The sequence below is a fragment of the Oceanibaculum sp. genome (assembly GCF_022449305.1).
Lineage (GTDB): Bacteria > Pseudomonadota > Alphaproteobacteria > Oceanibaculales > Oceanibaculaceae > Oceanibaculum > Oceanibaculum indicum.
This window is the reverse complement of the sequence record NZ_JAKUSO010000005.1, coordinates 54,228-66,440: the sequence shown is the minus strand read 5'-3', so window position 1 is coordinate 66,440 and position 12,213 is coordinate 54,228. Positions and strand designations below refer to the sequence as shown.

The window sequence follows — 12,213 nt, the reverse complement described above, 5'->3', positions numbered from 1 at the left end:
AAGCTTGCCCGTGGCCGATATTTTTCGCGAAATCGACGAGGAACTTCGTCAGGACAATCTGAAGCGCGTCTGGTCGCGCTACCGGTACCTGATCGTGGGCGGCGTGGCGGCGCTGCTGCTGGGAACCGCCGGCTATGTCGGCTGGAAGGAATACCAGTCCCGCCAGCAGGCCGAAGCGGCGCAGAGCTATGCGGCGGCGGTGGCCCTCGTCGGTGAGCAGAATGATGAGGCGGCGGACCGGTTTGCCGCCCTGGCGCAGTCGGGCAGCAGCGGCTATGCCGCCCTGGCGCGGCTGGAGCAGGCTGGCCTGCTGTGGCAGCAGGAAAAGCGTGCGGAGGCAATCGCATCGCTGGACGCGCTGGCCGGCGATGCAAGCGCTCCCCAGTCGCTGCGCGACCTGGCGCTGGTGCTGGGTGGTCAGCGCCGGCTGGAAGCGGGCGAGGCTGCCGCCGTGAAGGCGCACCTGGCGACCCTGGTCGAGGGCACCAGCCCCTGGCGCCATCTGGCGCGCGAACTGACGGCACTGGCGGCGGAATCCCAGGGCAACCGGGCGGAGGCACGCGCGCTGCTGCGCCAGGTGACCGACGATCTGGAAGCGCCGCAGGCTGCCCGCGCCCGCGCCGCCGAGCTGCTTCAGGCCCTGCCAGAATAGTCCCCAGATGACCAGATTTCGCGCCCTGACCCGCTGGACCCTGTCGGTTTCCGTTGCTGTTGCCTTTTCGGGCGTGCTTGCCGGCTGCGGCTGGTTTGGCACCAAGGAAGCACCACCGCTGCCGGGCGAGCGCATGGCGGTGCTGTTGTTCGACAGCGAGCTGAAGGCCGATCCCCAGGTCGCCGAACTGGCGGTCCGCCTGCCGCGCCCGGTCGTCAATCCGGACTGGGCCATGGCCGGTGGGCGGTCCAATCACGCCATGCATCATCTGGCGCTCGGCGATGCGCCGGGCGTGGTCTGGCGCGCCGATGCCGGCGAAGGCTCCGGCGACGAAGCCGTGCTGATCGCGCCGCCCATCGTGGCAGCCGGCAAGGTCTTCACCATTGATGCCGAGGGCATGGTCAGCGCCTTCGATGCCCGGAACGGCAACCGGCTGTGGCAGGTCGAGACCGCGCCGGAGGGTGAGGACAGCGCCGTGGTCGGCGGCGGGCTGGGCTATGCCAATGGCCGGGTCTATGTCGGCAGCGGCTATGCCCAGGTGCTGGCCCTGTCCGCGGAAAATGGTGAGCAGGTCTGGCGATCCAACATGCCGGCCCCGGTTCGTGCCGCGCCGAGCGTCTCGGACGGCCGGGTCTTCGTCATCACGCTGGACAATCAGATGATTGCGCTGAGCGCGGAAACCGGCGAGCGGCTGTGGGGCCATGCCGGCATCTCCGAGGTGGCGGGTCTTGTCGGCGGCGCCAGCCCGGCTGTGGAGCGCGACGTGGTCATCGCCCCCTTCTCCTCCGGCGAGATCTTCGCGCTGCGGGCGGAAAATGGCCGCCTGCTGTGGACCGACAATCTGACCGCCGTGCGCCGGGTCGATGCGATTTCCAGCCTGGCCGATATTCGCGGCCTGCCGGTGATCGACCGCGAGATCGTGCTGGCGATCAGCCATAGCGGCCGCATGGCAGCGGTTGACCGCCGGATTGGCGCACGCCTGTGGGAAAAGGATATTGGCGGCACCCAGATGCCGTGGGTCGCGGGCGATTATGTGTTCGTCATCAGCAACGATGCCGAACTGGTGGCGCTGACCCGCAAGGAGGGCTTTATCCGCTGGATCACCCGGCTGCCGCGCTTCGAGGATGAGGAGGACCGGGAAGATCCGATCTTCTGGTCCGGGCCGGTGCTGGCCGGTGACAGGTTGATCGTCGCCGGTTCGCACGGCGAGGCGATCTCGGTCTCGCCCTATACCGGCGAGGTCCTTGGCCGCTTCGACCTGCCGGATGGTGTCTCAGTGACGCCGGTGGTTGCGGACAATACGCTGTACATCCTCACCGACGACGCCGAATTGCTGGCGTTGCGCTGAGCCCGACAAACATCAGGTTGGGACAGGTCATTTGAGCGACATGACTCGCTTTACCATTGCCATTGTCGGCCGGCCGAACGTCGGAAAATCGACTCTGTTCAACCGGCTGGCCGGCAAGCAGCTGGCCATCGTCGAGGACACGCCCGGCGTCACCCGCGACTGGCGCGAGGCGGCGGGCCAGCTCGGGCCGCTGCGCTTCCGGCTGATCGACACGGCCGGCTATGAGGACAGCTACGACGACAGCCTGCCCGCCCGGATGCGCCAGCAGACCGAGCGCGCCATCGAGGAGGCCGATCTCACCCTGATGGTGGTCGATGCGCGCGCCGGGCTGACGCCGCTGGACGAGACCTTCGCGCGGCTGCTGCGCAAGGGCAGCCGGCCGGTCGTGCTGGTGGCCAACAAGTGCGAGGGCAGGGCGGGCGAGCCCGGCCTGCTGGAGGCCTATGCGCTGGGGCTGGGCGATCCGATCCCGTTCTCCGCGCAGCATGGCATCGGCCTGTCCGACCTGTATGACGCCATCGTCGAACACATGCCGGAAGAAGAGCCGCAGGACGAGGAGCAACCGGAAACGGACTCAAGGCTTACGGTGACCGGTGAGGATGGCGAGGAGGTGCTGGACGGCGATCTGCTGCCGGACGACGCGCCCCGGATCATCCAGATGGCGATTGTCGGCCGCCCGAATGCCGGCAAATCGACGCTGGTGAACCGGCTGCTGGGCGTGGAGCGCATGCTGACTGGTCCGGAAGCCGGCATCACCCGCGACGCCATCGCCACTGACTGGGAATATGAGGGGCGGCCGGTGCGGCTGGTCGATACCGCCGGCATGCGCCGCAAGGCGCGCATCGACGAGAAGCTGGAACAGCTGTCCGTGCAGGATACGCTGCGCGCCATCCGCTATGCCCATGTCGTGGTGCTGATGCTGGATGCCGAGCTGGGCATGGACAAGCAGGACCTCACCATCGCCCGCATGGTGGAGGAGGAGGGGCGCGCGCTCGTCATCGCCTTCAACAAGTGGGATGCGATTGCCGACAAGGAAACCGCGCTGGCCGACCTGCGCGACCGGCTGGAGACGTCGCTCAGCCAGGTGAAGGGTGTGCCGGTGGTGACGCTGTCGGCGCTGAAGGGGCGCAATCTCGACCGGCTGATGGCCGCCGTCTTCCAGGTGTACGACACCTGGAACCGCCGCATCTCCACCGCGCAGCTGAACCGCTGGCTGGCCGGCCTGCTGGAGATGCATCCGCCGCCGCTGGTCGCCGGACGCCGGCTGAAGTTGCGCTACATGACGCAGATCAAGACAAGGCCGCCGACCTTCGCGATCTGGGCCAGCCGGCCGGAGGAGCTGCCGGGCAGCTACCAGCGCTATCTGGTGAACGGGCTGCGGCAGGATTTCGACATGCCGGGCGTGCCGGTGCGCGTGTATCTGCGCAAGGGCCGCAATCCCTACGCCGGGAAGAAGAAGTAACGCCTACTGCCGCTGCTCACGCTGGAACTGCCGCCAGCGCCGCACATTGGCGTTGTGCTCGTCCAGCGTGCGGGCGAAGGCATGGCCGCCGCTGCCATCCGCCACGAAATAATACTCGTCGCTGGAAATCGGATTGAGGACCGCGCGCAGTGAGTCGCGACCCGGATTGCAGATCGGCGCCGGCGGCAGCCCGTCGCGGGTGTAGGTGTTGTAGGGGTGGTCCTTCTGCAGATCGACGCGCAGCAACGGCCGTTCCAGCACCCCCAGTCCATCGCTGAGGCCATAGATCACCGTCGGGTCGGATTGCAGCCGCATGCCCTTGCGCAGCCGGTTCACGAAGACGGCGGCGACGCGCGGGCGTTCTGCCGGGATCGCGGTCTCCCGCTCGACGATGGAGGCCAGCACCAGCGCTTCTTCCTTGGTGTCGAAGGGCAGGTCGGGCGCGCGCTGTTCCCACAGCCGGTCAAGCGTCTCGCGCATGGCATTGCGCATGCGGCGGAGAATTTCCGACCGCTCGTCACCATAGGAGAAATGATAGGTCTCGGGCAGCAGGCTGCCTTCCGGCGGCAGGTCGGCGGGATTCCCGTCCAGCCCTTCAACGCCGGCAAGCTGGCTGGCGATCTGGCGCACGGTCAGCCCTTCGGCGATGGTCAGACGCCGCACCACGGTCTCGCCGCTCTGCAGCAGCGCCATCACCTCACGCGGGCTGATGCCGGGCTTGAAGGCGTATTCGCCGGCCTTCAGCGAGCCGGCGGTCCCCTTGATCTTCACTGCCGCCATGAACAGCTCGGGGTGCCTCAGGATGCCGGCCTGCTCCAGCCTACGGGCGATCGTCTCGACACCGCTGCCGCGCGGAATGACCAGCGCGGTCTGCGCCTGCAACGGACCGGGGCGGGTGAACTGGGCATAGCCCCACGCGACCAGCCCGCCGCCGGCCAGCAGGCCCAGCAGCAGGAAGGTCAGCAGGCCGGAAATCAGGCGTCCCATCGGACGCCCGCTCAGCCAACCGAGGTGAAGATCAGCGAGGCGTTGGTACCGCCGAACCCGAAGGAGTTGGAGAGGGCCGCGCGGACCTTCTTCTCCTTCGCCTTGTGCGGCACGAGGTCAATGCCCTGGCAGCTCTCGGACGGGTTGTCCAGGTTCAGCGTCGGTGGCACCAGGCTGTTGCGCATCGCCTGGATGCAGAAGATCGCCTCAACGCTGCCGGCAGCGCCCAGAAGATGGCCGATGGCCGACTTAGTGGAGGACATCGAAATCGACTTCGCGGCGTCACCGAACAACCGCTTCACGGCGCCCAGTTCGATCTCGTCGCCCAGCGGCGTCGAAGTGCCGTGGGCATTCACATAGTCGATATCCTCGGGCGACATGCTGGCGCTGCGCAGGGCCGCGCGCATGGAGCGGAAGCCGCCATTGCCGTCATCCGCCGGGGCGGTTATGTGGTGGGCATCGCCGGACATGCCATAGCCGACGATCTCGGCATAGATCGTCGCGCCGCGCTTCTTGGCGTGCTCATATTCTTCCAGCACCACGACGCCGGCCCCTTCGCCCATGACGAAGCCGTCGCGGCCTTCGTCCCACGGGCGGGAGGCCTTTTCCGGCGTGTCGTTATAGCTGGTGGAAAGCGCACGGGCCGCTGCGAAACCGGCAATGCCGATGCGGCTGACCGCCGCTTCCGCGCCGCCGGCAACCATCACGTCGGCATCGCCATGCATGATGAGGCGGGAGGCATCGCCAATGGCGTGCGCACCGGTCGAGCAGGCCGTCACCGGCGCATGGTTCGGACCGCGGAAGCCGTATTTGATCGAGACATGGCCGGAGGCCAGGTTGATCAGCGCCGCCGGGATGAAGAACGGGGTGATCCGGCGCGGCCCCTGCTCCTTCAGCGTGATGGAGCCATTATAGATGGTCTCCAGCCCGCCGATGCCGGAGCCGATCATGACGCCGATACGCTCGCGTTCCTCGTCGCTGTCCGGGGTCAGGCCGGAATCCGCCACCGCCTGATCGGCCGCTGCCACCGCATAGACGATGAAGCGGTCCATCTTGCGCTGGTCTTTGGTGGACACCCACTCGTCGGCGGTGAACTTGCCTTCCGATGCGGGGCCGTCCGGCACCTGGCCGGCGATCTTCGCCGGCAGGTCCGAGACATCGAAATGCTGTACGCCAGTAATTCCGGATTGTCCGGCAACGAGGCGATCCCAGGTGGCGTTGACACCGCAACCCAGCGGTGTGACCAGACCCATCCCGGTGACGACGACACGTCTCATGCTCTGTACCGCTGTTCGTTACGTAAATCCGTGCATCCTGCGTACAGCACCGACAGGACTGCGACGCTTAGGAAGCGTTCTTCTCGATAAAGGTGATCGCGTCCTTCACGGTCTGGATCTTCTCCGCCGCGTCGTCCGGGATCTCGCAGCCGAACTCTTCCTCGAACGCCATCACCAGCTCGACGGTGTCCAGGCTGTCGGCGCCCAGATCGTCGATGAAGCTGGCATCCTCGGTAACCTTCGCCTCATCCACACCCAGGTGTTCGACGACGATCTTCTTCACCCGCTCGGCGACATCGCTCATGATTAGCAGTCCCTTGATTTATATTGAAAAAAACCTGTTTACCGAAGGCGCCGCCTGTGGCCGATACTTCCCTCGGACGGCAAGGTGGGGTTCTCTATCACACTTTATTTTTTCAGGCCAGCCTTCGACAAATGCAACATGAAACCGCTTTTCGCAGCGGTTTCATACCCTAATAGGGCATTAAAGCATCGCCATGCCGCCATTCACATGAATGGTATGGCCGGTGACGTAGGCGGCCTCCTCGCTTGCCAGATAGACGACCGAGGCGGCGATATCTTCCGGCGTGCCCAGCCGGCCGGCGGGAATCCGCTCCGACAGCTTGGCGCGCTGCTCTTCCGACAGGGCATCGGTCATGGCGGTGGCGATGAAGCCGGGGGCCACAATGTTCACCGTGATGCCGCGCGCCGCGACCTCGGCGGCCAGCGCCTTGGAGAAGCCGATCATGCCGGCCTTGGAGGCGGCGTAGTTGGTCTGCCCCGGATTGCCTGTGGCGCCGACTACGGAGGAGATGCCGACGATCCGGCCCCAGCGCTTCTTCATCATGCCGCGCAGGGCTGCGCGGGCCAGGCGCATGCCGGCGGTCAGGTTGACGTCCAGCACGGTCTGCCAGTCCTCGTCCTTCATGCGCAGCAGCAGGCCATCGCGGGTCAGCCCGGCATTGTTCACCAGGATGTCCAGCCCGCCGGCCTGTTCCTCGACGGTCTTGATCAGCGCCTCGGTGGCGGCGGTATCGGTGAGGTTCGCCGGGGTGACGACGGCGCGCTCGCCCAGTTCGCCCGCCAGTTCCTCCAGCGGGCCGGTGCGGGTGCCGCTCAGCGCCACCGTGGCGCCTTGGGCGTGCAGCGCGCGCGCGATGGCGCCGCCGATACCGCCCGACGCGCCAGTGACAAGCGCGACCTTTCCCGTCAAATCGAACATGCGATACTCCCTATCCTTATAAAGCCGGTCCGGCTGTGGCTCAGCCGAGCGCCTCGGCAAAAGCCTCGATCGCCGCCGGCGCGCCGATGGCAACGCCTTCCAGGCGCGGATCGATGCGCTTGGCGAGGCCGGTCAGCACCTTGCCGGCGCCCAGCTCGACCAACTGGGTCACGCCCTGATCGGCGGCATGCACCATCGATTCGCGCCAGCGTACCATGCCGGTCACCTGCTGCACGAGAAGCTGGCGCAGGTTTGCCGGGTCGGTCTCGGCCTGGGCGGAGACATTGGCGATCACCGGGACGGACGGCTTCTGCAGGCTGATTTCGGCCAGCGCCTGGCCCATCGCATCGGCGGCGGGCGCCATCAGCGTGCAGTGGAACGGCGCGCTGACCGGCAGCATGACGCTGCGCTTGACGCCCTTGGCTGTAGCGATGGCTATGGCGCGTTCCACCGCTGCCTTGTCGCCGCTCAGCACGACCTGGCCGCCGCCATTGTCGTTGGCGATATCGCAGACCTGATCCTCGGCGGCCTCCGCGGCGATCTCGCGGGCCAGCTCGATCTCGACGCCCAGCATGGCGCACATGGCACCAGCGCCGACCGGCACGGCCTTCTGCATGGATTGGCCACGCAGGCGCAGCAGGCGGGCGGCATCCTCCAGCTCCAGCGAGCGGGCGGCGGCCAGCGCTGAATATTCGCCCAGCGAGTGGCCGGCAACGAAGTGCCCCATTCCGGCCAGCTGCTTGCCGGTGACGCTTTCCAGCGCGCGCACGGCAGCAACGGAAACCGCCATCAGCGCCGGCTGCGCGTTCTCGGTCAGGGTCAGGGTTTCCAGCGGCCCGTCGAAGATGAGCGCGGAGAGCTTTTCGCCCAGCGCCTCGTCCACCATATCGAAGACCTCGCGGGCGGCAGGGTAGGCCTCGGCCAGTTCCTTGCCCATGCCGACGGCCTGGGACCCCTGTCCGGGAAATACGAAGGTACGTTTCATCATGCTCTTTCCGGCTCGCCGCGAAATGGCGGCAAGTGATAGCCTGCCAGCCCTGCCTGTCAAGCCCTGCCACACCATTCAGGGCAGGTTCGGCCAAATCTGTGCTTGAACCAGGCGCGCCTTCGTGTATAAGCGGCGCTTCGTTTTTCCCTTGCCGGCAATGGGGCCGGCTATGCCTGCGTCCGATTTTCCGGTTTTCGGAAGGTCCGGCGGGGGCCGATATAGCCAGAAGGGGTTATGAATGGCTTTGTATGAAAGCGTGTGGATCGCACGCCAGGACATTTCCACCACGCAGGTGGAAGCCCTGACCGAGCAGTTCTCGGAGATCATCAAGAATAATGGCGGCGAAGTGAAGTCCCTCGAGCAGTGGGGTCTGCGCAGCCTTGCCTACAAGATCAAGAAGAACCGTAAGGGCCACTACGTGATGTTCAACATCGACGCGCCGGCTGCCGCCGTTGCCGAGATGGAGCGCAACATGCGCCTGAACGAAGATGTGCTGCGCTGCCTGACCCTGCGGGTCGAGGCGCTGCAGGATGGCCAGTCGGTGATGCTGCAGCAGCGCAGCGAGCGCGGCGACCGTCCGGAGCGCGGTGATCGTGGCGACCGGGGTGACCGGGGTCCGCGCGGTGATCGTGGCGACCGGGGTGACCGGGGTCCGCGCAATTACGACCGCGGCGACTCGAATGAGGGCCGTAGCGAAGGAGACGTGGCATGAGCATGCGTCCTGGTGGTGGCCGGCGGCCCTTTACCCGCCGTCGCAAGTCCTGTCCGTTCTCCGGCCCGAATGCGCCGGTGATCGATTACAAGGACGTCCGTCTGCTCGGCCGTTTCATCTCCGAGCGCGGCAAGATCGTGCCGAGCCGCATCACGGCGGTGTCGACCAAGAAGCAGCGTGAGCTGGCCCAGGCCATCAAGCGCGCCCGCTTCCTGGCGCTGCTGCCCTACGTGCTGGACTAGGCTTGTCCGTTTGAGGACGCAGTACCGGCGTTGATGACCAGCCGGGCCGCGGTGGGAGGACAATGACAGGCTATTGGGGATGGACCGGTGCGGCCGGGCTGACAAGCGCGGCACTGTATCTGTCCGTGGTGTTGGGGTCTCCCGGCGCCTTCCTGCTGGCCTATCTGGCGCCGCTGCCGTTGTTCCTGGCGGGTCTCGCGCTGGGGCTGACCGCCCTGCTGGCGGCGGGGGCTTCGGCCTTCGTCATCGTCGGGCTGGCCAGCGGCAGCTTGATGGCGGCGGGGCTCTATCTCGGGATCGAGGTGCTGCCCGTCGCGGTTCTGGTCCGCCAGGCCCTGCTCTCCCGGCCCGTCATGGCGGGCGAGGAAGGCAGCGGGATCGAATGGTACCCGCTGGGCCGGCTGACGGCCCTGCTGGCCGCCATGGCGGCCATGGTGCTGGTGATCATCTGGCTGGTCTTCGCGGGCAGCGAGGGCGGGCTGGAGGCGGCGGTACGGATGTTCCTGAACGCTGGCCTGCAGGGAATGCTGCAGGCGGGCGGGGCGGAAGCCGGAGAGATCACGCCGGCCATCGCCTTGATGGCGGCGCTGTTTCCAGGGATCGCGGCGGCCTCCTGGGTCGTGATGATCGCGGTCAACGGCGCGCTGGCACAGGGGCTGGCCTCGCGGTTCGGGCGCAATCTCCGCCCGTCGCCGGACATGGCGACGCTGGAATTGCCCCGCGCGCTGCTGGTAGCCCTGGTCGTGGCGGCGGTGGTTGGGCTGGTGGCGCCTGGCGGTTTGGGGTATATCGGGCGCAATCTGCTGGTCGTGCTCGGCATGGCGTATTTGTTCGCCGGTCTGGCGGTGGTGCATGGCTTCATCCTGAAGCTCGCCGCAAGACAGGTGTTGTTGGTTGTTGTGTATGTGACGATGGTGCTGTTCGGCTGGCCGGTTCTGCTGGTGATGCTGCTCGGTATCGTCGATCAGCTTTTCGGGCTGCGGCGTCGGTTCGCCGGTCCGACCCAAGGCGAGGAGTGAAGAATATGGAAGTCATCCTGCTCGAGCGTGTCGAGAAGCTCGGCCAGATGGGCGACGTGGTCAAGGTTCGGCCCGGCTTTGCCCGTAATTTCCTGCTGCCGCAGAGCAAGGCGCTGCGGGCGACCAAGGGGAACCTGGAGCAGTTCCAGTCCCGCAAGACGCAGCTTGAGGCGGAGAACCTGCAGCGCAAGCAGGAGGCCGAGCAGGTCGCCGGCAAGCTGGACGGCATGAGCGTCGTTCTGGTTCGCCAGGCCAGCGAGATGGGCAACCTGTTCGGTTCCGTGACCGCGCGTGACGTTGCCGAGGCCGTGACCGAGGCCGGCGTGACCATCGACCGCCGTCAGGTCATCATCGACAAGCCGATCAAGACGCTGGGCCTGTTTGGCCTGCGCGTCGTGCTGCATCCGGAAGTCGCGGTGAGCATCACGGTGAACGTCGCCCGTTCGGCGGAAGAGGCCGAGACCCAGGCGAAGACCGGCGAAGCCTTCATGAGCAACGAGCCGGTTGACGAGATCGAGGAGCTGATCCAGGCCGCCGAGGATGCGGCTGCCGAAGGCTACGAGATGTCGTCGCGCGACTGATCCTTCACGCGCCCAGGGGCGCGCCAGAAGATTTTTTCCGAGGAACGGCGCCCCTTCGCGGGGCGCCGTTTTTCTTTGTCCGGAAGCCTTTGTCCACGCAGTTAACAGGCTGTGGATAAAATCCATCCCCGTTTCCTTTTCCGGCGGCATCTTCCGATGCCGGGCCTGTGGGGATAGAGTGCGGATATGACCGACGGAAATCAGACCAGCGCGAAGATCACCAGCCTGCCGGACCGGGCGGAGCGCCCCGCAGAAGGGGTAACCGACCCGCAGAGCCCGCCCTACCGCATCCCGCCGCATAATCTGGAAGCGGAGCAGGCGCTGCTGGGCGCCATCCTGGTCAATAATGGCGCCTATGAGCGGGTGTCCGAATTCCTGCAGAAGGATCATTTCGCCGATCCGGTGAACGGCCGCATCTATGAGGCCTGCGGCAAGCTGATCGAGCGCGGCCAGATGGCCAACCCGATCACCCTGAAGAATTTCTTCGACCAGGATGGGTCGCTGGCCGATGTCGGCGGCGCGCAGTATCTGGTGAAGCTCGCGGCCTCGGTCGTGACCGTGGTGAATGCGGAGGATTACGGCCGCACCGTCTATGACCTCTATCTGCGCCGGCAGCTGATCGATTTCGGCGAGACGGTGGTGAACGAGGCCTTCAAGCATGATCTCGACGCCACCGCCGAAAGCCAGATCGAGGCGGCGGAAGGGCGGCTGTTCGGCCTCGCCGAGACCGGGCGCAGCGAGCGCGGCTTCCAGACCTTCTCCAAGGCGATGGCCGATTCCATCGAGATGGCGGCCAGCGCTTACCGCCGCGAGGGCGGGCTGGCCGGTGTGCCTTCGGGTTTCACCGAGCTCGACAAGATGCTGGGCGGTCTGCACTATTCGGACCTGCTGATCCTTGCCGGCCGTCCCGCCATGGGCAAGACGGCGCTGGCCACCAACATCGCCTTCCATGCCGCCACCCGGACGCTGGAACAGGACGACCGCTACGTCGTCGCCTTCTTCTCGCTGGAAATGTCGGCCGAACAGCTGGCCACCCGTATCCTCGCCGAGCAGACCGGCATCCCGTCGGAAAAAATCCGCAAGGGCGAGCTGAACGACCAGGACTTCCAGAAGCTGGTGCAGGCGACCCAGCGGCTGGAACGCACGCCGCTGTTCATCGACGATACGCCGGCCCTGCCGGTGTCCTCGCTTCGCACCCGCGCCCGGCGGCTGAAGCGCCAGCACGGGCTGCACATGATCGTGGTTGACTATTTGCAGCTGCTGCAGGCACCCGCCGGCGCTAGGGCCGAGAACCGCGTGAACGAAATCTCCGAGATCACCCGGAACCTGAAGGCCATCGCCAAGGAACTACATGTGCCGGTGATCGCCTTGTCGCAGCTGTCGCGCGCCGTCGAGCAGCGCGAGGACAAGCGCCCGCAGCTGGCCGACCTGCGCGAATCCGGCTCCATCGAGCAGGACGCCGACGTGGTCATGTTCGTGTTCCGCGAGGAATATTATCTCGGGCGTGCGGAGCCGGTGCGCCGGCCCGACGAGGGCGACGAGAAGTTTCATGACCGGCACGAGCACTGGAAGTCGCTGTGCGAGAGCGCCTATGGCAAGGCCGAGGTCATCATCGGCAAGCAGCGCCACGGCCCGACCGGCAAGATCACCCTGCGTTTCGACGGCAACACGACGAAATTCTCGAACTACGTCGCGGACGATCACCTGCCCGATACGTATTGAC

At 66.3% G+C, this 12,213-nt stretch carries 13 protein-coding genes; 8 read left to right on the top strand and 5 right to left on the bottom strand.

From position 1 onward, the window contains the following. Nucleotides 1-10: 10 nt before the first annotated feature. From MK313_RS03535 to der, 3 genes are read left to right on the top strand one after another with little or no spacing between them, the layout of a single operon-like run. The gene (locus MK313_RS03535; protein WP_287780132.1) at nucleotides 11-652 is read left to right on the top strand and encodes a tetratricopeptide repeat protein; all 642 of its coding nucleotides are present in this window, start codon (nucleotides 11-13) and stop codon (nucleotides 650-652) included. A 7-nt stretch (nucleotides 653-659) separates the two neighbouring features. Beyond that, nucleotides 660-2,000 carry a PQQ-binding-like beta-propeller repeat protein gene (locus MK313_RS03530; protein WP_287780131.1) on the top strand — a complete coding sequence of 447 codons (1,341 nt, stop codon included), beginning with the start codon at nucleotides 660-662 and terminating at the stop codon, nucleotides 1,998-2,000. A 40-nt stretch (nucleotides 2,001-2,040) separates the two neighbouring features. Next, entirely contained in the window at nucleotides 2,041-3,462 is a 1,422-nt protein-coding gene (der, locus tag MK313_RS03525) for a ribosome biogenesis GTPase Der (protein ID WP_287780151.1), read from the top strand. Between the two features lie 3 nt (nucleotides 3,463-3,465). Here the strand turns inward: der and mltG are convergent, their stop codons facing one another. The 5 genes from mltG to fabD all read right to left on the bottom strand — a co-directional run bounded on the left by mltG (nucleotide 3,466) and on the right by fabD (nucleotide 7,933). Beyond that, the gene (gene mltG, locus MK313_RS03520; protein ID WP_287780130.1) at nucleotides 3,466-4,449 is read right to left on the bottom strand and encodes an endolytic transglycosylase MltG; all 984 of its coding nucleotides are present in this window, start codon (nucleotides 4,447-4,449) and stop codon (nucleotides 3,466-3,468) included. Nucleotides 4,450-4,460: 11 nt separating this feature from the next. Beyond that, nucleotides 4,461-5,726, bottom strand: coding sequence for a beta-ketoacyl-ACP synthase II (fabF, locus tag MK313_RS03515; protein WP_121218615.1), 1,266 nt, complete (start codon nucleotides 5,724-5,726; stop codon nucleotides 4,461-4,463). A gap of 67 nt (nucleotides 5,727-5,793) precedes the next feature. Next, entirely contained in the window at nucleotides 5,794-6,030 is a 237-nt protein-coding gene (locus MK313_RS03510) for an acyl carrier protein (protein ID WP_008943443.1), read from the bottom strand. A gap of 180 nt (nucleotides 6,031-6,210) precedes the next feature. Further along, on the bottom strand, nucleotides 6,211-6,948 hold the full coding sequence (gene fabG / locus MK313_RS03505) for a 3-oxoacyl-[acyl-carrier-protein] reductase (protein WP_008943442.1): 738 nt from the start codon (nucleotides 6,946-6,948) through the stop codon (nucleotides 6,211-6,213). Nucleotides 6,949-6,988: 40 nt separating this feature from the next. Beyond that, nucleotides 6,989-7,933: an ACP S-malonyltransferase gene (fabD, locus tag MK313_RS03500; RefSeq protein WP_287780150.1), complete on the bottom strand. Its 945-nt coding sequence runs from the start codon at nucleotides 7,931-7,933 to the stop codon at nucleotides 6,989-6,991. A 241-nt stretch (nucleotides 7,934-8,174) separates the two neighbouring features. Here fabD and rpsF point away from each other — a divergent pair, with 241 nt between their 5' ends. From rpsF to MK313_RS03475, 5 genes are all read left to right on the top strand, one after another. After that, complete coding sequence (gene rpsF / locus MK313_RS03495) at nucleotides 8,175-8,648, top strand: 30S ribosomal protein S6 (RefSeq protein ID WP_287780129.1); 474 nt, start codon at nucleotides 8,175-8,177, stop codon at nucleotides 8,646-8,648. Further along, nucleotides 8,645-8,890, top strand: coding sequence for a 30S ribosomal protein S18 (rpsR, locus tag MK313_RS03490; RefSeq protein ID WP_121218611.1), 246 nt, complete (start codon nucleotides 8,645-8,647; stop codon nucleotides 8,888-8,890). The genes rpsF and rpsR overlap by 4 nt, the downstream gene beginning before the upstream one ends. Before the next feature lie 62 nt (nucleotides 8,891-8,952). Then, nucleotides 8,953-9,909 (top strand): DUF2232 domain-containing protein, encoded by a 957-nt coding sequence (locus MK313_RS03485; protein ID WP_287780128.1) that lies wholly within the window; start codon nucleotides 8,953-8,955, stop codon nucleotides 9,907-9,909. A 5-nt stretch (nucleotides 9,910-9,914) separates the two neighbouring features. Continuing rightward, a complete protein-coding gene (gene rplI / locus MK313_RS03480; protein WP_287780127.1) occupies nucleotides 9,915-10,490 on the top strand; it encodes a 50S ribosomal protein L9 in 576 nt (191 codons plus the stop codon). A gap of 186 nt (nucleotides 10,491-10,676) precedes the next feature. Beyond that, nucleotides 10,677-12,212 (top strand): replicative DNA helicase, encoded by a 1,536-nt coding sequence (locus tag MK313_RS03475; protein WP_008943436.1) that lies wholly within the window; start codon nucleotides 10,677-10,679, stop codon nucleotides 12,210-12,212. Nucleotide 12,213 lies beyond the last annotated feature (1 nt).

Excerpts from the sequence above, each read along its gene's own strand:
- MK313_RS03530 (WP_287780131.1), top strand. The coding sequence starts at position 660 with ATGACCAGATTTCGCGCCCTGACCCGCTGGACCCTGTCGGTTTCCGTT.
- der (WP_287780151.1), top strand. The coding sequence starts at position 2,041 with ATGACTCGCTTTACCATTGCCATTGTCGGCCGGCCGAACGTCGGAAAA.
- mltG (WP_287780130.1), bottom strand. The coding sequence starts at position 4,449 with ATGGGACGCCTGATTTCCGGCCTGCTGACCTTCCTGCTGCTGGGCCTG.
- fabF (WP_121218615.1), bottom strand. The coding sequence starts at position 5,726 with ATGAGACGTGTCGTCGTCACCGGGATGGGTCTGGTCACACCGCTGGGT.
- MK313_RS03510 (WP_008943443.1), bottom strand. The coding sequence starts at position 6,030 with ATGAGCGATGTCGCCGAGCGGGTGAAGAAGATCGTCGTCGAACACCTG.
- fabG (WP_008943442.1), bottom strand. The coding sequence starts at position 6,948 with ATGTTCGATTTGACGGGAAAGGTCGCGCTTGTCACTGGCGCGTCGGGC.
- fabD (WP_287780150.1), bottom strand. The coding sequence starts at position 7,933 with ATGAAACGTACCTTCGTATTTCCCGGACAGGGGTCCCAGGCCGTCGGC.
- rpsF (WP_287780129.1), top strand. The coding sequence starts at position 8,175 with ATGGCTTTGTATGAAAGCGTGTGGATCGCACGCCAGGACATTTCCACC.
- rpsR (WP_121218611.1), top strand. The coding sequence starts at position 8,645 with ATGAGCATGCGTCCTGGTGGTGGCCGGCGGCCCTTTACCCGCCGTCGC.
- MK313_RS03485 (WP_287780128.1), top strand. The coding sequence starts at position 8,953 with ATGACAGGCTATTGGGGATGGACCGGTGCGGCCGGGCTGACAAGCGCG.
- rplI (WP_287780127.1), top strand. The coding sequence starts at position 9,915 with ATGGAAGTCATCCTGCTCGAGCGTGTCGAGAAGCTCGGCCAGATGGGC.
- MK313_RS03475 (WP_008943436.1), top strand. The coding sequence starts at position 10,677 with ATGACCGACGGAAATCAGACCAGCGCGAAGATCACCAGCCTGCCGGAC.